Here is a 25,205-nt window from a genome sequence, read left to right on the forward strand (position 1 = left end):
TAGTATTGATATTAAGTTGTAATTATATTTTAATTTATTTTAATTTTACATATATTTACATATAAAGTTGTATTTAATTTTAAGAGAATTTAAGTTATGAATCATCTTTATCAGCGTAATTTTTTAAGATTATCAGATTTTTCTAATACAGAATTAGAAAATATTATTATGTTATCTGAAAAACTAAAAAAAATAAAAAAAAATAATCAAGAAACTCAGTTATTAAAGAAAAAAAATATTGCTTTAATTTTTGAAAAAGAATCTACTCGTACAAGATGCTCATTTGAAATTGCTGCATTTGATCAAGGTGCGCATGTTACTTATCTCGGACCAGGTAGCACTCATCTTGGAATAAAAGAATCAATTGAAGATACAGCAAAAGTTCTTAGCCGTTTATATGATGGAATTGAATATCGAGGTCACAATCATGGAGTAATAGAAACTTTAGCAAAGCATTCTAATGTTCCTGTATGGAACGGATTAACTGAAAAGTTTCATCCAACTCAAATAATTGCAGATTTATTAACAATGAAAGAAGTTTGTCCAAAAAAACAATTCTCTGAAATTAAATGTGCATACGTTGGAGATTCGCATAATAATATAGCAAATACTTTATTAGAAGCTTCATCTATTTTAGGGTTAGATTTACGTTTAATATCCCCAAAAGAATGTTGGCCTGAAAAAAATATTTTACACTTATGTCAAGAAAAATCAAAAAAAAATAAAAGACAAATAATATGCACTGAAGATATACAAGAAGGTATAAAAAATGTAGATTTTATTTATACAGATGTTTGGGTTTCTATGGGAGAGCCAAAAAGTATATGGAAGGAAAGAATAACATTATTGAAAAATTATCAAGTTAATCAAAATATGATAGATATGACTAATAATCCTGATGTAAAAGTATTACATTGTCTTCCTGCTTTGCATGATCAAAAAAATACTATAGTCAAATCGATGTTAAAAGAATATAATTTACAAGATGGAATAGAAATTACAGATAGTGTTTTTCAAAAAAATCAAGAAATTATTTTTGAACAAGCAGAAAACAGATTGCATACTATAAAAGCTATTCTTATTTCTAGTCTTATTGAAAATATTAATTTTTAAAATAAAAACATGTAATTTATAGAAAATTATTTACTCATTGTTTCTCATCTTTTTTATAAAAAATAACCCTAACTAATTTTTTATCTATAATCAAGGAATTTAAAAGTTGAGAAACTCTCTATATAAAAAAAATATAATTTCAATTAATGATCTTAAACATGATGAACTAGAATTAGTTTTAAAAAAATCGGCGATTTTAAAAAAAAAACCAGAACCTAACTTACTAAAAAATAAAATTATTGCTAGTTGTTTTTTTGAAGCATCTACTCGTACACGTCTATCTTTCGAAACTGCAATTTATCGATTAGGTGCTTCAATAATAGGTTTTTCTGATGGAAATAATATATCTTTATCAAAAAAAGGAGAATCACTAGCAGATACTATTTCAGTAATTAGTTCATATGTAGATGCTATCATTATAAGACATCCTCAAGAAGGATCAGCGCGTTTAGCTGCTAAATTTTCTAATAGCATACCTGTATTTAACGCTGGAGATGGATCAAATCAACATCCAACTCAAACACTATTAGATTTATTTACTATTAAAGAAACACAATATCGACTTGATAATTTAAATATTGCAATGGTAGGCGATTTAAAATATGGAAGAACTGTACATTCTTTAACACAAGCATTAGCTAAATATAAAAAAAATAAGTTTTTTTTTATTTCACCTGATGCTTTAACAATGCCAAATTATATTAATGATATGCTTTTAGAAAAAAAAATTAGCTGGACAAGATGTCAAAATATAGAAGAAATCATTTCTGACATTGATATTCTTTATATGACACGTGTACAAAAAGAAAGACTTGAATCCACTGAATACGCAAACGCTAAATCAAAATTTATATTAAACACTAAAATTTTAAAAAACGCTCGTAGTAATTTAAAAATATTGCACCCTCTTCCTCGTATAGATGAAATTGATTATGCTGTTGATTATACGCCTTATGCTTGGTATTTTAAACAAGCAGCAAATGGTATTTACGCGCGTCAAGCAATACTATCACTAGTATTGATAAAAAATCATTTTTAATAAGAAAAATATGCAAATAAACAAACTCCAGGTGGAAGCTATAAAATGTGGTAGTGTAATTGATCACATTCCATCTCAAATAGGTTTTAAACTATTATCTTTGTTTAGATTCACAGAAACAGAAGAACGAATTACGATTGGTTTGAACTTACCTTCTCAAAAATTAGGAAAAAAGGATATTATTAAAATTGAAAATACTTTTTTAAGCGCAGATCAAATTAATCAATTAGCTATTTATTCACCTTGTGCTACAGTTAATTATATTGATCAATATAATTTAGTAGGAAAAATATTTCCAAAATTACCTAAAAAAATAGATCGTATTTTAATTTGTCCAAATAGTAATTGTGTTAGTCATGATAGATTTATAAATTCTAGTTTTATTTTTATAAAAAAATTAAATAAAAATATAAATTTAAAATGTCAATACTGCGAAAAAGAATTTTCTAAAAATATAGTTTTATCATAAAAAATTTAATTATAAATTTTATTAAAATAATGGTGTTATATGAATATTATTAATACAAAACATGCCCCCCAACCTATTGGACCATATTCACAAGCTATACAATTCAATAATTTTTTAATTACATCTGGTCAAATACCGATTGATGCAAAATCTGGAAATATACCAGAAAATATTGATGAACAAACATATATAGTATTAAAAAATATAAAATATATTCTTAAAGAATCAAAATATCAAGTAAATAATATTATTAAAATAACAATTTTTACTATTGATTTAAAACAAATTCAAATAATCAATGAAATATATGAAAAATTTTTTTTAAAAAATCAATCTTATTTTCCTGCAAGATCTTGCGTTGAAGTACAAAAACTACCAAAAAATGTAAAGATTGAAATGGAAGCTATTGCATATAAAAAAAACAACGATTAATTTTTAATTATTTATTAATATTCAATATGCCGCTAAGCGGCATAAAAAATTAAATATTTTTACGACGGGAAAAAGATGGTTTTATTTCATTTTTATTAGAATAAGATTTAGTTGGGCGATTTTCAGAAAAACGACGATTGATATTTATATCTTTGTTTAAAAAAGATCGATTATATGATTTATTTTGATAATATTTAGAATCTCGTAATAATTTTATATTTATTGGTTTATTTAAAATTCTAGTTTTTGTAAGATGTTGTAATAATTCTTTAGATAAACCTTTGGGTAATTCAATAATAGAATATGAAGAAAGTAGTTTTATATTTCCAATATTACGACTATTTATATTCCCTTCGTTAGCGATAGCACCAACTATATGACGTACTTCTACTCCATCATTACGACCAATTTCAATACGATACAAATCTATATCTTTGATGTCTTTTCGATCGCGACGATATCGATTATTTCGATTATCTTCACGTCTACGATCATCTTTATAAAAATTTTCTCTAGAAGGACGTTTTAACACATCTTTTTTAATAATTAAAGGACGCTCTCCTTGAGCCATTTTTAATAAAGCTGCCGCAAGAGTTTTAATATCTAAATCATCAGAAAAACGTAATTTATCTAATAAAACTATATATTCGTCTAAATCTCTACTTTCAAGCTGTTGTTGTACTTTTTTTGAAAATTTTTGAAGACGTTTTTCACATAATAATTCAATTTTTGGCAATTGTACTTCTGGAATAGATTGATTAATTGTACGTTCAATATTGCGTAATAATCGACGTTCACGATTTTCAACAAATAATAATGCACGTCCTGCACGTCCTGCACGTCCTGTTCGTCCAATACGATGCACATAAGATTCAGAGTCCATGGGAATATCGTAGTTAATTACAAAACTAATTCTATCAACATCCAAACCACGAGCTGCAACATCTGTAGCAATCAAAATATCTAGTCTACCATTTTTTAAACGCTCTAATGTTTGTTCTCGTAATGCTTGATTCATATCTCCATTTAATGCTGCACTATTATATCCATGGCGTTCTAATGCTTCAGAAACTTCTAAAGTAGCATTTTTTGTTTTTACAAAAATGATTGTAGCCGAAAATTCTTCTACTTCTAAAAAACGAATTAAAGCATCTGTTTTTTTACCATATACCATCCAATAACTTTGCTTAATATCAGGACGTGTAGTTATATTAGATTTAATTTTTATTTCCTTAGGATTTTTCATAAATCTTTTAGAAATACGTCGTATTACTTCTGGCATTGTTGCTGAAAATAAAGCAGTTTGATGTTCTTTTGGTATTTGTGACATAATTGTTTCTACATCTTCTATAAAACCCATTCTTAACATTTCATCTGCTTCATCTAAAACTAATGCGTGTAAATTTGAAAGATTAAGAGTTCCTCTTTTTAAATGATCTAATAAACGCCCTGGAGTACCTACAACAATTTGAGGACCTTGTTTTAATGCGCGTAATTGTAACTCGTACCTTTGACCTCCATATAAGGGTAACACATGAACTCCTACTATATATTTAGAAAACATAGAAAAAGCTTCGGCAACTTGTACAGCTAATTCTCTTGTAGGAGCTAATACTAAAATTTGAGGTGCTTTTAAATTAATTTTTAAATTATGCAATAATGGTAATGAAAAAGCAGCTGTTTTTCCACTTCCAGTTTGAGCCATACCTAGTACATCTTTGCCCTGTAAAAGTAATGGAATACAAGATGCTTGAATAGGAGATGGTTTGACATATCCCATTTCATCTAATGATTGAATAATAAAAGGATTTAAACCAAGAAAAGAAAATGTTTTTTCAGTATGAGTCATGCAATAGATATGCCTTTTAAGTTACAGTGGCCAGTCTACATAGCTCATTATGAAAATATATATATTATTTATTCTCATTGAAAAGTGTGAACCGGCTACGATTAAATGATCTAATAAATACAATACTAAAAAAATAATATTGATTGCTAATGATTTATGAAATATAACATTAGCAACTAATTAAAAATTTTAAAAAAATCAAGTATATATTTGTTAGATAAGAAAAATCAACTAAAAACGAATAATAACATTGTTATTTGTATATTATATATATGGTATTTTTTAAAAAAATAAATTTATATTTTATTAAAAATAAAATTTTTTATTTAAAAACATTTAAAAAACAATTATATCAGATAAAAATATTATTTATAGATTTATTAGATATAATAGAATTTTTTACTTCTTTAATACTAAGTCTTAAACGGCCTTGTCGATCAATTTCTAATACTTTTACAGGTATAATTTGATCTAGTTTTAAATGATCAGAAACTTTTTCTACTCTTTTATCAGAAATTTGAGAAATATGTACTAATCCTTCTTTTCCAATTCCTATTGTAATAAAAGCACCAAAATCAACAATTCGCGTTACTTTTCCTGAATAAATACGCCCAACTTCAATTTCTGCTGTAATTTCTTCAATTCTACGAATTGCGTTTTTTGCTTTTTCTCTAATTGTTGCAGATATTTTAACTGTTCCGTCATCTTCAATTTCAATTATAGTTCCTGTTTCTTCTGTAAGCATTCGAATTACAGAACCTCCTTTTCCTATTACATCTTTAATTTTTTCAGGATTAATTTTAATTGTATGAATTCTAGGTGCAAATTCAGAAATTTCTTTTCTAGGTTTACTTAAGGCTTGCTGCATAACATTTAAAATATGTAATCTAGCAGATTTAGCTTTATTTAAAGCAATATGCATAATTTTATTAGTTATACCTTCTATTTTTATATCCATTTGTAAAGCTGTTATACCGTCTTTAGTCCCAGAAACTTTAAAATCCATATCTCCTAAATGATCTTCGTCTCCTAAAATATCTGAAAGCAATACATAATGATCACCTTCTTTTACTAAACCCATAGATATTCCAGCTACAGCAGATTTTATTGGAACACCAGCATCCATTAAAGCTAATGATGCACCGCATACAGAAGCCATAGAAGAAGAACCATTTGATTCAGTTATTTCAGAAACAATTCTAATTGTATATGGAAATTCATCAATTTTAGGCATTACCGCTAAAAGACTTCTTTTAGCTAAGCGACCATGTCCAATTTCTCTTCTTTTAGGTGATCCAACTATTCCTATTTCTCCCACAGAATAAGGTGGAAAATTATAATGAAATAAAAAATTATCCGTTTTATCACCTAATAGTTCATCTAAATTTTGTGCATCTCTAGATGTTCCTAAGGTGACAGAAACTAAAGATTGTGTTTCGCCACGAGTAAATAAAGCAGAACCATGTGTCCGAGGTAAAACACCTGTTCTGATATCTAATGCACGAATCATATCTTTTTCTCTACCATCAATGCGATGTTCATTATTTAATATACGTTTTCTTACAATATTTTTTTCAATTTTTTGAAAAATTTCATCAACTTCACTTATATCAATATTTGAATTTTCATTTAAAAGTAATTTAATTATATGATCTTTAAGAAAATTTAATTTTTCGTGTCTTTCTTGTTTATTGAATATCAAATAAGCATTACTTATATCTTTTTCAATTAATTTTATAAGTTTAGATTCTAACGCAGTATTTATTTCAGGATAAGATATAGTCCAAGGTAATTTTCTAGCTTCATTTGATAAAGAACGGATGTTATTAATAACTACTTGTTGTTGTTGATGACCAAAAATAATTGATCCAAGAACTTTTTCTTCACTTAATATTTTTGATTCTGCTTCTACCATTAAAACAGCATTTTGAGTTCCTGATACAACAAGATCTAAAAAACTAGATTTCATTTCTTCAGTAGTAGGGTTTAAAATATATTGATCATTAATTAGACCAACTCTAGCAGCTCCAACTGGACCATAAAATGGAATACCAGATAAACTTAATGCTGCTGAAGCACCAATAATAGAAATTATATCAGGATTTATTTGTGGATTAACTGACACTACTGTAGCAATAATTTGAATTTCATTAAAAAACCCTTTAGGAAATAAAGGGCGAATTGGTCTATCAATTAACCTAGCAGTTAATATTTCACTCTCACTTGGACGACCTTCTCTTCTAAAAAAACCTCCAGGTATTCGACCAACAGCATATGTTCTTTCTTGGTAATTTACTGTAAGAGGAAAAAATTTTTGTCCAGGATGAATTGTTTTATCCCCCACAACAGTAACAAAAACAGCAGTATCATCCATACTAGCCATTACAGCAGCTGTTGCTTGTCTTGCCATTATACCTGTTTCTAATGTAATTGTATGTTGGCCATATTGAAATTTTCGTACAATGGGATTCAGCAAAATAATATCCTTAATATAAAATTAATTTTTTGTTGATTATAAATTAATTGATTTAAAAAATAAAAATATCAATATATTTTATAAAAATTATTTATAAATTAAATATTTATTTTAATTATAAAAAATTTATTTTATTGTTTTATTAATGGAAATATTTTTAATAAGACTGTAAAAAAAGGGCTAATCAAGCCCTTTAAAAAAATTTACATCTTACAAATTAATTAAAAGAATTAAAATATTTTTGTAATTTTATAATATAAAAAAATATTTACCGTCTTAAATTTAAATTTTCAATCAATGTGCTATAACGAGATATATTTTTTTTCTTTAAATAATTTAATAATTTACGACGTTTAGAGACCATATTTAACAAGCCTCTACGGCTTGAATGATCTTTTTTATGTTGAGAAAAATGTAATTGCAGATGATTAATTTGATGTGTTAATAATGCAACTTGAACTTCAGTATTTCCACTATCTTTGTGATTTTTTCCGTATTTTAAGATTTTTTCTTTTGTGTTGGCTATACTAAGAGACATTTAATACCTCATATATTTTTAATTATATTAAACTAATATTTTAGTAAAATTATTTAAAAATAATATCATGCTACTCTTAAATTGAATAGAAAATAACTTAACTATTAGACATAGAAATTAATCGATATGGAATTAATATTTCTTCAGTATAAATTTCTCCTAATCCAAGAAATATTTTTTTTTCTTTTTCTAAAACACGCACTAAACTATTTTTAATATAAGATTTAAAACTAATTTTTTTTCCTAATTTAAAATTAAAAGATTCTTTATAAGAAAGATATACTTTCGGTAAAAAACAAACAGGAGTATCAACAGGCATTAATAAGTTATCTAATTGATTAATATTTTTTTTATTTGATAATTCTTTTAAATAAGGTATTGTAACTAATTTAGAATAAGAAAGTAATCCTACTTGTGTACGACGTAATGAAATAACATGTGCACCACAACCTAACTTTTCTCCTAAATCATCAATAAGTGTTCTAATATATGTTCCTTTTGAGCAATGTACATTTAGTTCAATTAAATTATTTTTTTGTGAAACAAGGGTTAATTTATATATTTTAATTTGTCTTATATTACGTGGAATATTTAATCCTTGTCTTGCATATTTATATAAAGGAACACCATTATGTTTAATCGCTGAATACATTGAAGGTATTTGATTAATAAATCCAGTTAATTCTTTTAAAGTTTTATCTAATTCAATATGTGTAAATGAAATATCTCTTTTTTTTATAATAATACCATCAGAATCAAATGTAGATGTTTTTTCACCTAATTTAGCAACGACATTGTATTTTTTATCAGAATTATTTAAATAACAAGAAAATTTTGTACTTTCTCCAAAGCAAACTGGCAGCATTCCTGAAGCCAAAGGATCTAAAGTTCCAATATAGCCTGCTTTTTTTGCATGAAAAATACTTTTCACTTGTTGTAATGTATTATTAGAAGAGATTCCTATAGGTTTATCAATTAATAAAAACCCATTAATATCACGTTTTTTATAAAAGAACATTAAAATATCCTTTGTTAAATCACGTTTTTCTTACTAATTTATTTAGTAATAATGAAATTCTATTACCTTTTATCAAGGAATCATCATGATAAAAGATAATATTTGGTATAATTCTTAATTTTAATTTTTTACATAATATTTTTCGAATATAACCAGATGCTTTATTTAACAAAGTTAATAACTTTTTCACATTTAATTTCTCATTTGTTTCTAAAAAGCTAACAAATACCTGAGCGTAAGATAAATCTTTAGATACAATAACTTCAGATATTGTTATAATTATTTTAAAACGTGGATCTTTAAGAAAATACTGTATAATAATTGCAATATTTTTTTTTAATTCTTGAGCTATTTTAGAAGATCGACTAAATGATTTTTCCATGTTTTTATTACCAATATTTGATATATATTTAAAAACATAAATTTATCTATAAATTATAATATTCTTTTTACCTCTTTAACTTCAAATACTTCTATATTATCTCCAATTTTTATATCGTTAAAATTTTTTATCCCAATACCACATTCCATACCATTTCGTATTTCATTCACGTCTTCTTTAAAACGACGTAAAGATTCTAACTCACCTTCATAAACTACTATATTATCTCTGAGTAAACGAACTGGATTATTTTTTTTAATAACACCATTAATCACCATACATCCCGCAATTAATCCAAATTTAGGCGATTTAAACGTATTTCTTACTTCTGCTAATCCAATAATATTTTGTTTGTATTCAGGGGATAAAAGTCCTGTCATAGCAGATTTTACTTCATCAATTAAGTCATAAATAACAGAATAATAACGAAGGTCTAAACGTTCCATTTCGATAATTTTTTTTGCAGAAACATCTGCTCGAACATTAAAACCTAAAATAATAGCATTAGATGCTAATGCTAATGAAGCATCCGTTTCTGTAATCCCTCCTATACCTAAACCTATTATATTAATTTTCACTTCATTAGTGGATAATTTAAGTAAAGCTCCAGAAATAGCTTCTAAAGATCCTTGAACATCAGATTTAATAATAACTTTTAGCTCTGAGAAATTAGATTTTTTAATATTATTAAACATATTTTCTAAACTTGATCTATTTTGATTTGCTAGTTTTAATTCACGAGATTTATTTTTTCGATAATATGCAACTTCTTTAGCTTTTTTTTCATCACGAACTACAGTTACTTTATCACCAGCATAAGGAACTTTAGATAAACCTAAAACTTCTACAGGAATAGAAGGTCCTGCATGTTTTAATGATTTTCCAATTTCATTACGTAATGATTTAATACGACCATATTCTAATCCGCATAATATTACATCTCCTTTCTTTAAATTTCCTTTTTGAACTAATACAGTTGCTATTGGTCCTCGACCCTTATCAAGAAAAGATTCTATTACAACACCTTCTGCCATGCCAGTAGATACCGCTTTAAGTTCTAACATTTCTGATTGTAATAAAATTGCATTTAATAATGCATCTATACCTTTTCCAGTTTTTGCTGATATAGAAACAAAAATATTTTCACCACCCCATTCTTCTGAAATAATATTGTGTTTAGTTAAATCATTTTTAATTTGATTTATATCTGAATCTATTTTATCAATTTTATTAATAGCAACAATAATTGGAACATTAGCTTCTTTTGCATGTTGAATTGCTTCAATAGTTTGTGGTTTGACCCCATCGTCAGCTGCAACTACTAAGACAACAATATCGGTTATTTTTACTCCACGAGAACGCATTCCAGTAAAAGCTGAATGACCTGGAGTATCTAAAAAAGTAATTGATCCTAAATCCGTTTTTACATGATAAGCACCAATATTTTGAGTAATACCACCAGCTTCATTAAATGCTATTTTTGTAGAACGAATATAATCTAATAACGATGTTTTACCATGATCAACATGCCCCATGATAGTAACTACTGGAGATCTTATGATAGAAGTTGAATGACCTCCTAAATCACGATCTTTCATGATTAATTCTTCCAATTCATTTTCTTTATGCAAAATAACTTTATGACCCATTTCTTCTGCAATTAATTGTGCAGTATCTTGATCAAGAACATGATTAATGCTACCTATTATACCCATATTCATCATAGTTTTAATAACTTCAGAACTTTTTACTGCCATTTTATTAGCCAAATCAGATACTATAATAGTACTATTAATAATTACATCTCTATTAATAGAAGATTCCGGTTTTTTAAAAACTTGTTGCAATAAAATAGATTTATTTTTTTGTTTAATATTTTTTTTGTTTTTAAAAATTCGATTTTCTTCTTTTTTATTTTTTATATTAATACTTTGCTTGTTATTTTTTTTCTGACGATAATTTTTTAAATTTCGGTTGTAATTTCTTTTATTTTTTTCGTTTTCATTATTGTTTTCATCATTTTCTATATTACGAGTATGAAAAAATGTAGTTAAATGATAATCTTTTGTTTCTTCTTTAAATTTTTTATGTTCTAAATTTTCTTTTGTTATTTTCTTTGAATTAAAAGAATTCTTATTCAAATCTATATTTCTTTTTAAAACTTTATTTTTTTCATTTTTTTTAAGAATACTAGAATTTTTTAATCTATTTAATTTATTTATAGAATCTTTATTAGATTTGTTTTTTTCTAACAGACTAACATGTTCTTTAAAAATTTGTTCTTTTGTAATTTTTTTTGAAAAAGGTTTTAAAAAAATTTTTTCTTTATTTTGAGGTAATTTTTTATCTTTTAATACAGTTTGAACTTCTGGCGTAATACTTTTAGTATATGTTCTTTTTTTTCTAATCTCTACTTGAACAGATTTATTTTTACCTCCAGCTAAAGAAACATTTAAAGTACTACGAGTTTTTCTTTGTAGAATAAAAGTATTTTCAGAAATATTTTGTTTTTTTCTTAGATGTTTTAATAAAAATTTCTTTTCTGAAATATTAATAAAATCATTTTCATTTTTTACAATTCCAATTTCAGAAAAATTTTTTATTAATTCTTTTACTGGTATTTTAATTTCACTAGATAACACTTTTAAACTCATATCAATCATACTATTTTCCTATTATTAAACTTTACTATCAAACCAACAAATATTACGAGCAGTCATAATTAATACACCAGCTTCTTCAGAATTAAGATTTTCGATATCAATTAAATCATCTACTCCTTGATTAGCTAATTCTTCTAAAGTAAATATATTTTTTTCAGCTAATTTTAATGCCAATACTTCATTCATTCCTTGTATATCTAAAAGTTTTTGTTCTATTTGTTTTTTATTTATCATTTTTTTTCGATCTAATTCGATAAGATTTAATCCTTTTTTTGCACATTCTCGAACTAATTTTACCTCTTCTTCAGTTAAAAGATTAATTGATAATAATTCATCAATTGGTATATAAGCCAGCTCTTCAAGAGAAGAAAAACCCTCTTTAACTAAAGTAGTAATAATTTTTTCATTAACATTTAAATATTTTTTAAAAATATTAAAAGCAGCAGATGCTTCTTCTTTATGTTTTATTCGTAAATCTTCTGTAGTCATTACATTTAATTCCCAACCACTAATTTGAGAAGCTAAACGAACATTTTGACCATTTCTACCAATAGCTTGAGCTAAATTGTTTGAATCTACAGCAATATCCATTGTATGATGATCCTCATCAACTATAATAGATGTAACATCTGCTGGAGCCATTGCGTTAATAACAAATTGAGCTGGATTATCATCCCATAAAATAATATCAATACGCTCTCCACATAATTCACTCGATACCGCTTGTACTCGCGCACCTCTCATTCCTACACATGCACCTACTGGATCAATTCGTTTATCATTAGTTTTTACTGCAATTTTAGCACGAGATCCAGGATCACGTGCCGCCGCTTTAATTTCAATAATTTCTTCACCAATTTCAGGGACTTCTATGCGAAATAATTCTATAAGCATTTCGGTTTTTGAACGACTCATAAATAATTGAGCGCCACGAGCTTCAGGATGCACACCATATAAAATACCACGAATACGATCTCCAGGACGGAAATTTTCTCGAGGTAACATACCTTCTTTTAAAATTACAGCTTCAGCGTTATTTCCTAAGTCTAATATAAGATTATCTCTATTAATTTTTTTTACAATACCAGTAATAATCTGTCCAATATATTTTCGAAATTGATCGACTAACATAGCACGTTCTGCTTCACGTACTTTTTGAACAATTACTTGTTTAGCAGTCTGTGTTGTAATTCTATCAAAATCAACAGAATCAATTTTATCTTCTACATAATCATTGATTTCAACTTTATCACCTTCAAAACAAGCTGCTGCCAAAGTAATTTCTTTCGTTGGGTGATTGACGATATCTACTACCATCCATCTTCTAAAAGTACTAAAATTACCAGTTTTACGATTAATGCTAACTCGAACATCAATTTCTTGTTCATGTTTCTTTTTTGTAGCTGTTGCCAATGCAACTTCTAAAGCTTCAAAAATTTTTTCACGCGGTAGTGATTTTTCATTAGAAACAGCTTCTACAACAGCTAAGATTTCTTTATTCATCTTAGTCAACCTCTGAATAAATATTTTTAAATATTCTAATAAAAAACCCCGAAAATTCGGGGTTTTAGGTAATATTACCCTATTTATAAAACTAAAATATAATATTTTATTAATATATTTAATGTAAAATTTTTTATATTTTAAAAAATAATACCGAGAATGGGACTTGAACCCATATGCCTTAAGGCACTATCCCCTCAAGATAGCGTGTCTACCAATTTCACCATCTCGGCTCGAATCTGATATTTATTATATTCTAAAATAACTTTAAAAAATTAAAAATTTAAATCTAACGAGGTATTTCAGTGTTTAATATTTTATTTTTTTTAAAATTCAACTCTTTTTCATTATTATGATCTTCAAATAAACTTGAATTTATTTTTTTATCGTTAATATTACATAAAATAAGACTAATTATTAAAAATAAACCAGAACATAACCCAATAATATTTATTGCAAAACTATTACTTCGAAAACTATTGAATAATTTAATATTAGAAAAGGTGTTTGAATGCATCATATCACTTGTTCCTTTCCCTGGTTGTAATAAAATTAAAAAATTTAAACAAATAGAAATAAAAATCAAAAAAACTAAAAAAAATAAATACATAAAAAATAATTTTCCTTTTTTAAATAAAAGTAAAAAAATTACTATTTTGGTAAAATTTCTATTAACATATATAAATATTTTCAACTTAATTATATTTAAAAACTAACATTTTATACATTTATTAAATTAACTTAATTGTATTTGAAATTGTATTAGCTATTTTTTTTATTTTATTATGATCTTGGTCTTCTATCATAACCCGAAGACAAGATTCAGTTCCAGATTTTCGAATAAAAATTCGACCAGTATCTCCTAAAATATTTTTTGATTTTTCAATAATAGACTGAAATTTTATATTTTTTTCAAAATTTTGATCTTTTTTTAAAAAAACATTTAATAATATTTGAGGAAATAATATTACTTGATTAGATAAACAGTATAAAGATGCATTATTTTCAATCATAATTGATAATACTTGTAAACTAGCTATAATTCCATCACCAGTAGAATGTTTATCTAATAAAATAACATGTCCTGATTGTTCCGCGCCAAGCATCCAGTTTTTTTCTTTAATTTTTTTATATATATAACGATCACCTATTTGTGCAGCAAAAAATGGTATTCCAATTTTTTTCAAACCAAGAATAACACCCATATTAGTCATTAAAGTGCCTACTACTCCACCATTTAACTTGTTATTTTTTAAATATTGCTTTGCAATTATATAAATAATTTGATCTCCATTTACTTCATTTCCTAAATGATCTACCATAATAACACGATCTCCATCACCATCAAATGCTAATCCAATATCAGCTTTATTTTCAATTACTAATTTTTTTAACTCAACGGTATTGGTAGATCCTGAATTTTTATTAATATTAATGCCATTTGGATAAATAGAATAAGTTATTACATTTGCTCCTAAATCTTGAAAAATTTTAGGCGCTATATTATAAGCTGATCCATTAGCACAATCTAATACAATAGTAAATTTAGATAAGTTCATATTTTTAGGAAATGTATTTTTACAAAAATCAATATATTTTTTTTTAGAATTATTTATTTTTTTAGAAAATCCAAAATTTTTTACATAAGAAAAATCATAAAGAGGATTATTTAATTCTTTTTCAATTGAAATTTCTATATCTCTAGTTATTTTAGTTCCGTTTTTAGAAAATATTTTTATTCCATTATCATCAAAAGCATTATGAGATGCTGAAATAATAATGCCTGCTGAAGCATTTAAAGATTGTGTTAAATATGCAATTGCAGATGTAGGTATACACCCAGCTGATAAAGTAGAAATTCCTTTTGACAGAATACCAAATTCTAAAGAATACTGAAGCATAGATCCTGAAATACGAGTATCTCTTCCAATAATAATTTTTTTTTATTTTCACCTAAAATAGTTCCAATAATTTGTCCTAATTTTAACATAAAATCTGGAGTTATTGGTTGTTTACCTACTTTTCCACGTATTCCATCTGTTTTAAAGTATTGAAAATTTTTCATGTTAATTTATCTCTATTTTAAACAATGTATAAATATAAAATTATAAAATATTTAATATTTTAAAAAAATCTGTTTTTTAAAAACAAGATGAAGTTATAATAATTTTATTACTTCATCTTATTTCAGTGTTTGTTAAAATATAATATTAATTATATTAAACTTTTACGTAATTTAATACGTATTTAATAATTAATATGCGATATTATTGTTAATTTAATTATAATATTGGTAATATATTTTAATTTTGATTCATTTCAGACCATCCTTTTGGTTTTCGAACTTCTTTTCTTTCCATTAAATCGTCTATTTGAACAGAATCAATGGTTTCGTATTTTATTAAAGCATTTTTCATAGCATGTAAAATATCAATATTTTCATTTAAAATATTTTTAGCTCGATTATAATTTACTTCTATTAACAATTTAACTTCTTCATCAATAATTCTAGCGGTTTCATCAGACATATGTTTTGCTTTAGCTACTGTTCGACCTAAAAATATTTCTCCTTCTTCTTCAGCGTATAATAAAGGACCCAATTTATCTGAAAACCCCCATTGAGTTACCATATTTCGTGCTAAATTTGTAGCTACTTTAATATCATTAAAAGCGCCAGTAGACACTTTTTTAGAACCATAAATAATTTCTTCTGCTAAACGACCGCCATACAAAGTAGATATTTGACTCTCTAATTTTTGCCTACTAATACTGAATGTGTCTGATTCTGGTAAAAAAAAAGTAATACCTAATGCTTGGCCTCTAGGGATAATCGTAACTTTATGAGCAGGATCATGATCTGGTACTAATCTTCCAACAATCACATGACCAGCTTCATGATATGCCGTAGATTCTTTTTGAAAATCACTCATCACCATTGATTTACGTTCAGAACCCATCATAATTTTATCTTTTGCTTTTTCAAATTCAATCATAGAAACGACACGGTTGTTTAAACGAGCTGCAAATAATGCTGCTTCATTTACTAGATTGGCTAAATCTGCACCTGAAAAACCTGGTGTTCCGCGAGCAATGATTAAAGGGTCAACATCTTTAGATAAAGGCACTTTTCGCATGTGTACTTTTAATATTTGTTCTCTTCCACGAATATCTGGAAGTGGTACAATAACTTGACGATCAAATCGACCTGGACGTAATAAAGCAGGATCTAAAACATCTGGTCTATTAGTAGCAGCTATTAAAATTACACCCTCATTGCCATCAAAACCGTCCATTTCTACTAACATTTGATTAAGTGTTTGTTCTCTTTCATCATGTCCACCGCCTAATCCAGCGCCTCTTTGCCGTCCTACTGCATCAATTTCATCAATAAATATAATACATGGTGCATTTTTTCTAGAGTGTTCAAACATATCTCTTACTCTTGACGCACCTACTCCAACAAACATTTCAACAAAATCAGAACCAGAAATTGTGAAGAATGGAACTTTTGCTTCTCCTGCAATTGCTTTTGCAAGCAATGTCTTCCCAGTTCCAGGAGGACCTACCATAAGTACACCTTTAGGTATTTTACCTCCTAATTTCTGAAATCGACTAGGTTCTTTTAAATATTCAACTAATTCACTTACTTCCTCTTTAGCTTCATCGCACCCCGCAACATCATCAAAAGTAGTTTTAATTTCATCTTCTGATAACATTCGAGCTTTACTTTTACCAAAAGACATGGCTCCTTTTCCGCCACCCATTTGCATCTGACGCATAAAAAAAATCCATACGCCAATTAGCAACAACATAGGAAACCAAGAAACAAATATAGAAAATAAAATACTCGGTTCTTCTGGAATTTCTCCCATAACTTTAACATTTTTTGTTATAAGATTGTCTAATAACTTAGGATCATTTATAGGAATATAAGTAGTATATTTATTGCTGTCTTTTTTAGTAACACTAATCGTCCGTCCATTAATATATACCTCACGGACCTGATCTTGATTAACTTCTGATAAAAAAGTAGAATAATCAACTCTGTGACTATTTGAATCACTAGTATTAAAGTTTTGAAAAACAGACATTAAAATCACTGTAATTACTAACCAAAATATCAGGTTTTTAACCATGTCACTCAAGGGAACAACCTCTCATTACATCTATTTTAAAAAACAACGAAGATTTAAAAGTCTAGAAATAAAATAATATTTTATCTGGTCGCTAGAATGAATATTTCTCGTGATCTTGATCGAGAAGTTTTTGGTTTACAAATTTTAATTTTTGAAAACAACGTTCTAATTTCTTTAAAAAATTCATTTAAACCTTCTCCATGAAAAGATTTTACTAAAAAAACACCATTTTTTGCTAATACAAATCTAGATATTTTAAGAGCTATTTTACAAATTTCTATAATACGCGGCATATCAACAGACCAACAACCTGTAATATTAGGCGCCATATCCGACATAACTACATTAAAAGTTTTATTAGATAAATTATTTAATATAAAATTTAATGTATTTACATTTCGAAAATCTCCTTGAAAAAATTTAACTCCTGTTATTTTTTTCATAGGTAATATATCATATGCTAAAATAGATCCTGTTTTTCCAATTTTATTAACTGCGTATTGCGACCAACCTCCTGGAGAAGCGCCTAAATCAATAATGTTCATTCCAGGTTTAAATAACTTGTTATTCTTATCAATTTCTTTTAATTTAAACCAAGATCTAGATCGAATTTTATTTTTTTTTGCTTCTTTAACATATTTATCTTGAAAATGTTCTAATAACCAACGCTTAGAACTATTTGATTTATTCTTTATAATCATATTATTTGATTCTTTTATAATATTTATAATAAATCTCATCACTATATATTTAAATAAATTGTTAATTTAAATATAATCTATCTTTAAAATTTTGTATTTAATATTACCAGAAGGTGTAAATATAGTAGCAATAGTGTTAACAGTTTTTCCAATTAAACCCCTCGACATTGGAGAATTAATTGAGATTAAATTCTTTTTAAAATCAGATTCATCATCACCTACAATCTGATAAGTAAATATTTCATTACTTTGTATGTTTAAAATAGTTACTGTAGAGCCAAATACAACTCTTCCATCGTTAGGTATTTTAGTGATATCTATAATTTGACAATTAGATAGTTTTAATTCTATATCTTTTATTCGTCCTTCACAAAAACTTTGCTCTTCACGAGCAGAGTGATATTCAGCGTTCTCTTTTAAATCACCATGTTCTCTAGCTTTTGCTATTTCAATAATAATACGGGGACGTTTTGTGTTTTTTAATTGTTCAAGTTCTTTACGAAGTTTTTCAGCACCTCTAACAGTCATTGGAATTAAATGAACCATATAACATACCTCATTTTTTTCTAAAAGAATATAAAACTATTAATTTAAAAAATACTAAAAATTTTTTATATGATTTTTTAAAATAAAATATATTTTTAAGAAAAAAGATTTAATTTTTATTAAATATTTTTAAAAATTAAATTATTTATATACTTCAATAAATAATTAAAATAAAAAATATAGTAATATTAATACATCATTGATAAAATCTAATTAAAGTAAAAACTAAAATTTTTAATTTTATTTAGATCTTACCTCATATCTACTATTAAATTATTTTAGTATGTAAAAATTTATCAAAAATTTTAATTTTTTAAAAATATTAATATATGCACCATAATATTAAACAAAAATAAACGTATCTATATTAATGTAAAAAATAAAATTTATCAAAAATTTCAATTTTATGAAGCAAAAGTTCTTATTAATATTTAATATAAATTTAAAAATATATTTATGTGTATAATATTTAAAATATTTACATTTTAACAAAATTAATTTTAAGTATATTTAACATGGATAATAAAAAAATAATATCGATACTAAACCAAAAACTAAATTTAGAACAAATATATGTTACAGGAGATAATAATCATATCAAAATAATTGCAATAGGAGATATATTTAAAGGTGTTAATCAAGTAAAAAGACAGCAAATAATTTATAAACCTTTAATTGATATGATTCTAGAAAAAAAAATTCACGCTTTATCTATCACAACATACACAAAGGAAGAATGGAAAAAAAATAATAAAAATAATATTAGTTAAATATTTAAAAATAATATAGAGATTTAATAATGAATGAATAAGTTAAATATAGAAGGTAATAAAAAATTAAATGGCAATGTATTAATTTCTGGTTCTAAAAATGCTGCTTTGCCTATATTATTTATGACAATATTAACAAAAGAAAAAATTGAAATTAGTAATATTCCAAAATTAACAGATATTAAAGTAGCAATTAAACTACTTAAATCTTTAGGAGCAAAAATAGTAAATAAAAAAAAAATATTATATATTGACCCAAGTAAAATTAACATTTCTAGTCCTCCATATAATTTAATTCAAAAAATAAGAGCATCTATATGGATGTTAAGTCCTCTTTTAATGCGATTTGGTAAAGCTAAAATATTTTTTCCAGGAGGTTGTAAGATAGGTTGCAGACCTATTGACCTTCATTTAAAAGGTTTGGAAGAACTAGGAGCTCAAATTATTCAAGAAAACAATTATATTACTGCATCTATTATAAAACCTCTTAAGGGAAAATATATTTATTTAGAAAAAATTAGTGTTGGAGCAACTATTACTATTATGAGCGCTGCAACTTTAGCAGAAGGTATTACCATTATAGATAATGCTGCTCAAGAACCAGAAATTGTTGATGTTGCAAAATTCTTAAATACTTTAGGGGCTAATATTACTGGAGCAGGAAGTAATAAAATATATATAAAAGGAGTATTAAAACTAAGAGGTGGCCGTCATAAAGTAATACCAGATAGAATTGAAACAGGAACTTTTTTAATAGCCGCTGCAATTTCTAAAGGATTTATTATATGCAATAATACTGAACCAAAACATTTAACAAGTGTATTAAAAAAATTATCTGAAACTGGTGCATATATAAAAACTGGGAAAAATTGGATTAAATTAGATATGCAAGAAAAAATACCCAAAGCTGTAAATATTACAACTGCTCCATACCCAGGTTTTCCAACTGATATGCAACCACAATTTGCTTTATTAAATAGTATTTCTAAAGGTAAAAGTATTATTATTGAAAATATATTTGAGAATCGTTTTGCTTATGCTAAAGAATTAATTAAAATGGGCGCCAAAATAAAGATTAAAAATAATTGTATTTTTTGTAAAGGTGTTAAAAATTTATTTTCAAAAACTCTTTTCTCTACTGATTTAAGAAGTTCAGCTACATTAATTTTAGCGGGTTGTATTGCAAAAGGAATTACAGTAGTTAATAATATTCATCATTTTAAAAGAGGGTATGAATCATTTCCAAAAAAATTGAACAAATTAGGTGCAAATATTCAAAATATATAATAACTTTTTAATTATTTAAAATAACTTATAAAGAATTATTAATATTTTATTTTCAAAACAAACAGAAAGAATTGGAGTATTATATGTATGCAGTTTTTTTAAGTGGTGGCAAACAATATCGAGTTAAAAAAAATCAAGTAATACAGTTAGAAAAATTAAATTACCCAAAAGGCTCAATAATTGAATTAAAAAATATTTTAATGATTTCAAATAAAGAAAAAACAAAAATAGGAAATCCTTTTTTAAATGGAATTAAAGTTAAAGCTTATGTTGAAAATCATGGTAGATCTAAAAAAATTAAAGTACTAAAGTTTAATCGTCGTAAACATTATAGAAAACAACAAGGTCATCGTCAATATTTTACTAATGTAAAAATTATAGATATTAATCATATAGAGAACTAAAATGGCACATAAAAAAGCTGGTGGTTCCACAAGGAACGGAAGAGATTCTAATGCTCAAAGATTAGGTGTAAAGCGTTTTGGAGGTGAATTAGTATCCGCAGGTAGCATTATTGTAAGACAGAGAGGAACTAAATTTCATCCAGGGAAAAATGTAGGTTGCGGAAAAGATCACACTATTTTTGCTACTGTTAAAGGAAAAATAGAATTTAAAAAAAAAGGAATAAAAAAAAGAACATATATTAACATTATTAACTAATAAAAAATTAAAAAAGTTAATATTTTTAAAAACCCCTTTTTTGAGGGGTATTATTTTTTTATAAATAATACATTTTTAAAATTGTATTTGTTTTAAAAAATAAGGAATGCATATGAAATTTATTGATCAAACTGTTATTCAAGTTATTGCAGGAAATGGAGGAAATGGCTGTGTTAATTTTAGAAGAGAAAAATACATTCCTAAAGGAGGTCCAGATGGTGGGGATGGAGGAGATGGTGGAAACATTTGGATAGAATCAAGCAATAATTTAAATACTCTTATAGATTTTAGATTTAAAAAAGTATTTCAAGCGGAACATGGAACTAATGGATTAAAAAGAAATTGCTCTGGTAAAAAAGGACGTGATATTACAATATATGTTCCTGTTGGAACTAAAATAATCAATTATCAAACACGTGAAATAATCGATGATTTAATAAAAGACAAACAAAGAATACTTATTGCGAAAGGAGGTTGGCATGGATTAGGTAATACTAGATTTAAATCTTCCATTAATAGAGCACCAAGAAAAAGAACCTTAGGATCGATAGGAGAAAGCAGATATGTACAATTAGAATTATTATTAATAGCAGATGTAGGAACATTAGGAATGCCAAATGCTGGAAAATCAACATTAGTAAAAAATATATCTGGAGCTAAAACAAAAACTTCAGATTATCCTTTTACTACATTAAATCCTGTTTTAGGAAGTGTTGAAATTGAAGATAAAAAGTTCATTATAGCAGATATTCCAGGTATAATTCAAGGTGCATCACATGGTAAAGGATTAGGTATTAATTTTTTAAAACATTTAGAAAGATGTAAAATATTACTACATATTGTTGATTTATGTCCTACAGACTATTCTAATCCAATAGAAAATATTAAGACTGTATTGAATGAATTAAAACAATATAATATAAAATTATATAATAAACCAAGATTCTTAATCTTAAATAAGATTGATTTAATAACAACTGAAAAAATAAATAAATATATTAAAGAAATCAAAAATAATTTAAATTTCAAAGAACCATTTTATTTAATTTCTTCTCTTAAAAAAATAGGAATAAAAAAATTATGTTCCGATATATTATATCATCTAAAAAAATAAAATTTTTTTCTTATTTTATTTATTTGATTTTTAGTTTTTTAAAATATAAAAATCATGAAAATTAATAAAAGAACTCGGTTTGTTACAAAAACCAAGTTCTTTAAAATAAGTTTTTCTATTTAGTTTTAACGTTTAGAAAACTGTATACGTTTTCTGGATTTACGAAAACCTACTTTTTTTCGCTCTACTTGTCGTGAATCACGTGTAACAAATCCAGACTTTCTTAATTCGCTACGAAATAATTGATTGTAATCAATCAAAGCACGAGTAATTCCTTGTCTAATTGCTCCAGCTTGACCAGAAATTCCACCTCCTTTAACTGTAATATAAATGTCAAAATTATTCATCATATCTGTTAAAATCAATGGTTGACAAACAATCATACAAGAAGTTTCTCGACCAAAATAATCATTCAATAAACGTTTATTTACTACTATTTGACCCTTACCAGGTCTAAGAAAAACTCTAGCAGAAGAACTTTTTCGACGACCAGTTCCATAATTTTGAATTTTCATAATATATTTTTAATATACCCTTATTAAATATTTAAAAATTTAGGACATTGTGCTATATGGTTATGTTTTTCACCTGAAAAAACTTTTAATTTTTTAAACATTAAACGACCTAAAGGACCTTTTGGAAGCATGCCTTTAACAGCTATTTCAATAATTTTTTCTGGATTTTTTGCCATAATTTCTTCGAATTTAAATTGTTTTATCCCACCAATATAACCTGTATGATGATAATAAATTTTATTATTTTTCTTTTTTCCAGTAACTAAAATTTTAGCAGCATTTAAAACTATAATATAATCTCCAACATCAAGATGCGGTGTATATTCAACTTTATGTTTACCTCTAAGACGTAAGGATAAAGAACTAGCAAATCTACCCAATACTTTGTTAGTAGCATCAACATAAAACCAATCTCTTTTGATATTTTTTTCTTTAATTGAAAAAGTTTTCATTATATAACTCACTTTAAAAATAATATATGTAGAAAAGAATACTATGATTAGAATTAATAAGATATAGTAAATATATTATCATCTATCATACTTATTAAAATTCTTTTAAAAATTAATAATGAATCTAATTAAATAAAAATTTTATAATAATATTTTTTAAAAAAATTAATATTTTTTTAAAACACAACACATTTTTTCATATAAAAAATAGTATATTATATAATCTATTATTATTTTTTATATTAAAAAATTAATACTAATTAAATAAAAATATTTTATATTGATATAAAACATATTAGATATTTGATGGATAAACAAACTATGCTGTCTAAAAATGATTTATTAAATTTTCGTAATGAAATTAACAATATTGATGAAAAAATAGTTATGTTGCTCGCGAAAAGAAAAAAATTAGTATTAGATATAGCTCAATCTAAAATACAAAATAATCAACCAATCCGTGATGTTAATCGTGAAAAAAATTTATTATCTAAACTAACTAGTTTAGGGAAGAAAAAAAATTTAGATCCTAATTATATAATACGATTATTCCAACTAATAATTGAAGAATCTATACTTACTCAAAAAATATTATTGAAAAAACATCAAAAAAACAAAAATACGAATGAATCTATTATTTCATTTCTTGGTCCTAAAGGATCTTATTCACATATTGCTGCGTCTAAATATGAAAAACAAAATTTAAAAAACTTTATTATTAAAGAATGTTTGAATTTTTCAGAAGTTATTCAATCAGTTGAAAATAATGAGTCAAATTATGCTATTTTACCAGTAGAAAATAGTTGTTCAGGACCTATTGATGAAATATTTTATATTTTAAAAAATACAAATTTATTTATTGTTGGAGAAGTTAATGTTTATATAGATCACTGCTTATTAGCAATAGAAAAAGTTGAACTAAATATAATTAAAAAAATATATAGTCATTCTCAACCATTTAAACAATGTAGCAATTTTATTAGTCAATTTCCAAATTGGAAACTTGAATATACTAATAGCACAACTGATGCAATTAAAAAAGTTATTAAATATAATAAAATTACGAATGCTGTTTTAGGAAGTGAAATAGGAAATCAAATTTATGGATTAAAAGTTTTATGTAAAAATATATCAAACCAAAAAAATAATATAACAAGGTTTATTTGTTTATCAAAAACACCTTTAAAAATTTATTCAAATAACAAAGTAAAAACTACAATAATATTTACTCTAGAAAAAGAATTAAAAAAACTTTCTGAAATAATTTTAATCCTAGAAAAAGAAAAAATAATCGTAAAAATGTTAACTTTTTATAATACTAAAAATGAAGAAAAAATATTTTATCTTGATATTGAAGAAAATTTATCATCTAATACGATACAGAACATTCTGAATAAAATTCAAAAAATTACTAAATTTATAAAAATATTAGGTTGTTATCCCATTGAAAGTAAAAAATTGTTTTAGTTATAAATTCATTAGATGTTTAGATATTAAAAATATTTTAAAATAAACTAAAACATTATTAATTCTCGTGTTTTA

General features: G+C 25.3%; 22 protein-coding genes, 1 tRNA gene and 3 pseudogenes. 10 read left to right on the plus strand and 16 right to left on the minus strand.

The features are described from left to right. Positions 1-96 precede the first annotated feature (96 nt). From argF to D9V60_RS01880, 4 genes are all read left to right on the plus strand, one after another. Entirely contained in the window at positions 97-1,113 is a 1,017-nt protein-coding gene (gene argF, locus D9V60_RS01865; protein WP_158360658.1) for an ornithine carbamoyltransferase, read from the plus strand. 106 nt (positions 1,114-1,219) lie between these two features. Further along, entirely contained in the window at positions 1,220-2,152 is a 933-nt protein-coding gene (gene pyrB, locus D9V60_RS01870; protein ID WP_158360659.1) for an aspartate carbamoyltransferase, read from the plus strand. Positions 2,153-2,162: 10 nt separating this feature from the next. After that, entirely contained in the window at positions 2,163-2,621 is a 459-nt protein-coding gene (gene pyrI / locus D9V60_RS01875; protein WP_158360660.1) for an aspartate carbamoyltransferase regulatory subunit, read from the plus strand. A 39-nt stretch (positions 2,622-2,660) separates the two neighbouring features. Beyond that, entirely contained in the window at positions 2,661-3,053 is a 393-nt protein-coding gene (locus D9V60_RS01880; protein ID WP_158360661.1) for a Rid family detoxifying hydrolase, read from the plus strand. A gap of 49 nt (positions 3,054-3,102) precedes the next feature. Here D9V60_RS01880 and D9V60_RS01885 read toward each other — a convergent pair whose 3' ends face one another. From D9V60_RS01885 to greA, 14 genes and pseudogenes are all read right to left on the minus strand, one after another. Next, positions 3,103-4,902 (minus strand): DEAD/DEAH family ATP-dependent RNA helicase, encoded by a 1,800-nt coding sequence (locus tag D9V60_RS01885; protein ID WP_158360662.1) that lies wholly within the window; start codon positions 4,900-4,902, stop codon positions 3,103-3,105. Between the two features lie 352 nt (positions 4,903-5,254). After that, positions 5,255-7,378: a polyribonucleotide nucleotidyltransferase gene (gene pnp / locus D9V60_RS01890; RefSeq protein ID WP_158360663.1), complete on the minus strand. Its 2,124-nt coding sequence runs from the start codon at positions 7,376-7,378 to the stop codon at positions 5,255-5,257. Between the two features lie 268 nt (positions 7,379-7,646). Beyond that, positions 7,647-7,916, minus strand: a complete 270-nt coding sequence (rpsO, locus tag D9V60_RS01895; protein WP_158360664.1) for a 30S ribosomal protein S15 — start codon at positions 7,914-7,916, stop codon at positions 7,647-7,649. A gap of 97 nt (positions 7,917-8,013) precedes the next feature. After that, positions 8,014-8,934 carry a tRNA pseudouridine(55) synthase TruB gene (gene truB, locus D9V60_RS01900; protein WP_158360665.1) on the minus strand — a complete coding sequence of 307 codons (921 nt, stop codon included), beginning with the start codon at positions 8,932-8,934 and terminating at the stop codon, positions 8,014-8,016. A gap of 19 nt (positions 8,935-8,953) precedes the next feature. Next, positions 8,954-9,316, minus strand: a complete 363-nt coding sequence (rbfA, locus tag D9V60_RS01905; RefSeq protein ID WP_158360666.1) for a 30S ribosome-binding factor RbfA — start codon at positions 9,314-9,316, stop codon at positions 8,954-8,956. Positions 9,317-9,369: 53 nt separating this feature from the next. Further along, positions 9,370-11,565 (minus strand): annotated as a pseudogene (gene infB, locus D9V60_RS01910) (translation initiation factor IF-2); the annotation flags it as partial. Between the two features lie 131 nt (positions 11,566-11,696). Next, a pseudogene (locus tag D9V60_RS03170) lies at positions 11,697-11,979 on the minus strand (IF-2-associated domain-containing protein); the annotation flags it as partial. A 15-nt stretch (positions 11,980-11,994) separates the two neighbouring features. Next, positions 11,995-13,482: a transcription termination factor NusA gene (nusA, locus tag D9V60_RS01915; RefSeq protein ID WP_158360668.1), complete on the minus strand. Its 1,488-nt coding sequence runs from the start codon at positions 13,480-13,482 to the stop codon at positions 11,995-11,997. A 151-nt stretch (positions 13,483-13,633) separates the two neighbouring features. After that, positions 13,634-13,715, minus strand: a tRNA-Leu gene (locus D9V60_RS01920). A gap of 56 nt (positions 13,716-13,771) precedes the next feature. Beyond that, positions 13,772-14,092, minus strand: a complete 321-nt coding sequence (secG, locus tag D9V60_RS01925) for a preprotein translocase subunit SecG (protein ID WP_158360669.1) — start codon at positions 14,090-14,092, stop codon at positions 13,772-13,774. A gap of 121 nt (positions 14,093-14,213) precedes the next feature. Continuing rightward, a pseudogene (gene glmM / locus D9V60_RS01930) lies at positions 14,214-15,547 on the minus strand (phosphoglucosamine mutase). Positions 15,548-15,785: 238 nt separating this feature from the next. Beyond that, complete coding sequence (gene ftsH / locus D9V60_RS01935; RefSeq protein ID WP_158360670.1) at positions 15,786-17,618, minus strand: ATP-dependent zinc metalloprotease FtsH; 1,833 nt, start codon at positions 17,616-17,618, stop codon at positions 15,786-15,788. Between the two features lie 80 nt (positions 17,619-17,698). Beyond that, positions 17,699-18,319 carry a 23S rRNA (uridine(2552)-2'-O)-methyltransferase RlmE gene (gene rlmE, locus D9V60_RS01940; protein WP_158360671.1) on the minus strand — a complete coding sequence of 207 codons (621 nt, stop codon included), beginning with the start codon at positions 18,317-18,319 and terminating at the stop codon, positions 17,699-17,701. 66 nt (positions 18,320-18,385) lie between these two features. After that, complete coding sequence (gene greA, locus D9V60_RS01945; RefSeq protein ID WP_158360672.1) at positions 18,386-18,865, minus strand: transcription elongation factor GreA; 480 nt, start codon at positions 18,863-18,865, stop codon at positions 18,386-18,388. A gap of 515 nt (positions 18,866-19,380) precedes the next feature. Between greA and D9V60_RS01950 the strand changes: the two genes are divergently transcribed. The 5 genes from D9V60_RS01950 (at position 19,381) to cgtA (ending at position 22,696) form a co-directional block, all read left to right on the plus strand. After that, positions 19,381-19,635, plus strand: a complete 255-nt coding sequence (locus D9V60_RS01950) for a BolA family protein (protein ID WP_158360673.1) — start codon at positions 19,381-19,383, stop codon at positions 19,633-19,635. A gap of 33 nt (positions 19,636-19,668) precedes the next feature. Next, entirely contained in the window at positions 19,669-20,922 is a 1,254-nt protein-coding gene (gene murA / locus D9V60_RS01955; protein ID WP_158360674.1) for a UDP-N-acetylglucosamine 1-carboxyvinyltransferase, read from the plus strand. An 83-nt stretch (positions 20,923-21,005) separates the two neighbouring features. Next, entirely contained in the window at positions 21,006-21,326 is a 321-nt protein-coding gene (gene rplU / locus D9V60_RS01960; protein WP_158360675.1) for a 50S ribosomal protein L21, read from the plus strand. A 1-nt stretch (position 21,327) separates the two neighbouring features. After that, entirely contained in the window at positions 21,328-21,582 is a 255-nt protein-coding gene (gene rpmA, locus D9V60_RS01965; protein WP_158360676.1) for a 50S ribosomal protein L27, read from the plus strand. A 112-nt stretch (positions 21,583-21,694) separates the two neighbouring features. Next, positions 21,695-22,696, plus strand: coding sequence for an Obg family GTPase CgtA (cgtA, locus tag D9V60_RS01970; protein WP_158360677.1), 1,002 nt, complete (start codon positions 21,695-21,697; stop codon positions 22,694-22,696). A 125-nt stretch (positions 22,697-22,821) separates the two neighbouring features. On the opposite strand, the gene rpsI is transcribed toward cgtA, so the two are convergent. Then, on the minus strand, positions 22,822-23,211 hold the full coding sequence (gene rpsI, locus D9V60_RS01975; RefSeq protein ID WP_374705008.1) for a 30S ribosomal protein S9: 390 nt from the start codon (positions 23,209-23,211) through the stop codon (positions 22,822-22,824). A 23-nt stretch (positions 23,212-23,234) separates the two neighbouring features. Continuing rightward, positions 23,235-23,663 (minus strand): 50S ribosomal protein L13, encoded by a 429-nt coding sequence (rplM, locus tag D9V60_RS01980; RefSeq protein ID WP_158360679.1) that lies wholly within the window; start codon positions 23,661-23,663, stop codon positions 23,235-23,237. Between the two features lie 306 nt (positions 23,664-23,969). Here rplM and D9V60_RS01985 point away from each other — a divergent pair, with 306 nt between their 5' ends. Beyond that, positions 23,970-25,130, plus strand: a complete 1,161-nt coding sequence (locus tag D9V60_RS01985) for a chorismate mutase (RefSeq protein WP_258013292.1) — start codon at positions 23,970-23,972, stop codon at positions 25,128-25,130. The last annotated feature ends 75 nt before the right edge of the window (positions 25,131-25,205 follow it).

Source organism: Buchnera aphidicola (Aphis craccivora) (assembly GCF_005082145.1).
Classification (GTDB): Bacteria; Pseudomonadota; Gammaproteobacteria; order Enterobacterales; family Enterobacteriaceae; genus Buchnera; species Buchnera aphidicola_U.

Coding starts and splice junctions, on each gene's coding strand:
- argF (WP_158360658.1), top strand. CDS start 97: ATGAATCATCTTTATCAGCGTAATTTTTTAAGATTATCAGATTTTTCT.
- pyrI (WP_158360660.1), top strand. CDS start 2,163: ATGCAAATAAACAAACTCCAGGTGGAAGCTATAAAATGTGGTAGTGTA.
- D9V60_RS01880 (WP_158360661.1), top strand. CDS start 2,661: ATGAATATTATTAATACAAAACATGCCCCCCAACCTATTGGACCATAT.
- D9V60_RS01885 (WP_158360662.1), bottom strand. CDS start 4,902: ATGACTCATACTGAAAAAACATTTTCTTTTCTTGGTTTAAATCCTTTT.
- rpsO (WP_158360664.1), bottom strand. CDS start 7,916: ATGTCTCTTAGTATAGCCAACACAAAAGAAAAAATCTTAAAATACGGA.
- truB (WP_158360665.1), bottom strand. CDS start 8,934: ATGTTCTTTTATAAAAAACGTGATATTAATGGGTTTTTATTAATTGAT.
- rbfA (WP_158360666.1), bottom strand. CDS start 9,316: ATGGAAAAATCATTTAGTCGATCTTCTAAAATAGCTCAAGAATTAAAA.
- nusA (WP_158360668.1), bottom strand. CDS start 13,482: ATGAATAAAGAAATCTTAGCTGTTGTAGAAGCTGTTTCTAATGAAAAA.
- secG (WP_158360669.1), bottom strand. CDS start 14,092: ATGTATTTATTTTTTTTAGTTTTTTTGATTTTTATTTCTATTTGTTTA.
- ftsH (WP_158360670.1), bottom strand. CDS start 17,618: ATGGTTAAAAACCTGATATTTTGGTTAGTAATTACAGTGATTTTAATG.
- rlmE (WP_158360671.1), bottom strand. CDS start 18,319: ATGATTATAAAGAATAAATCAAATAGTTCTAAGCGTTGGTTATTAGAA.
- greA (WP_158360672.1), bottom strand. CDS start 18,865: ATGGTTCATTTAATTCCAATGACTGTTAGAGGTGCTGAAAAACTTCGT.
- D9V60_RS01950 (WP_158360673.1), top strand. CDS start 19,381: ATGGATAATAAAAAAATAATATCGATACTAAACCAAAAACTAAATTTA.
- murA (WP_158360674.1), top strand. CDS start 19,669: ATGAATAAGTTAAATATAGAAGGTAATAAAAAATTAAATGGCAATGTA.
- rplU (WP_158360675.1), top strand. CDS start 21,006: ATGTATGCAGTTTTTTTAAGTGGTGGCAAACAATATCGAGTTAAAAAA.
- rpmA (WP_158360676.1), top strand. CDS start 21,328: ATGGCACATAAAAAAGCTGGTGGTTCCACAAGGAACGGAAGAGATTCT.
- cgtA (WP_158360677.1), top strand. CDS start 21,695: ATGAAATTTATTGATCAAACTGTTATTCAAGTTATTGCAGGAAATGGA.
- rpsI (WP_374705008.1), bottom strand. CDS start 23,211: ATGAAAATTCAAAATTATGGAACTGGTCGTCGAAAAAGTTCTTCTGCT.
- rplM (WP_158360679.1), bottom strand. CDS start 23,663: ATGAAAACTTTTTCAATTAAAGAAAAAAATATCAAAAGAGATTGGTTT.
- D9V60_RS01985 (WP_258013292.1), top strand. CDS start 23,970: ATGGATAAACAAACTATGCTGTCTAAAAATGATTTATTAAATTTTCGT.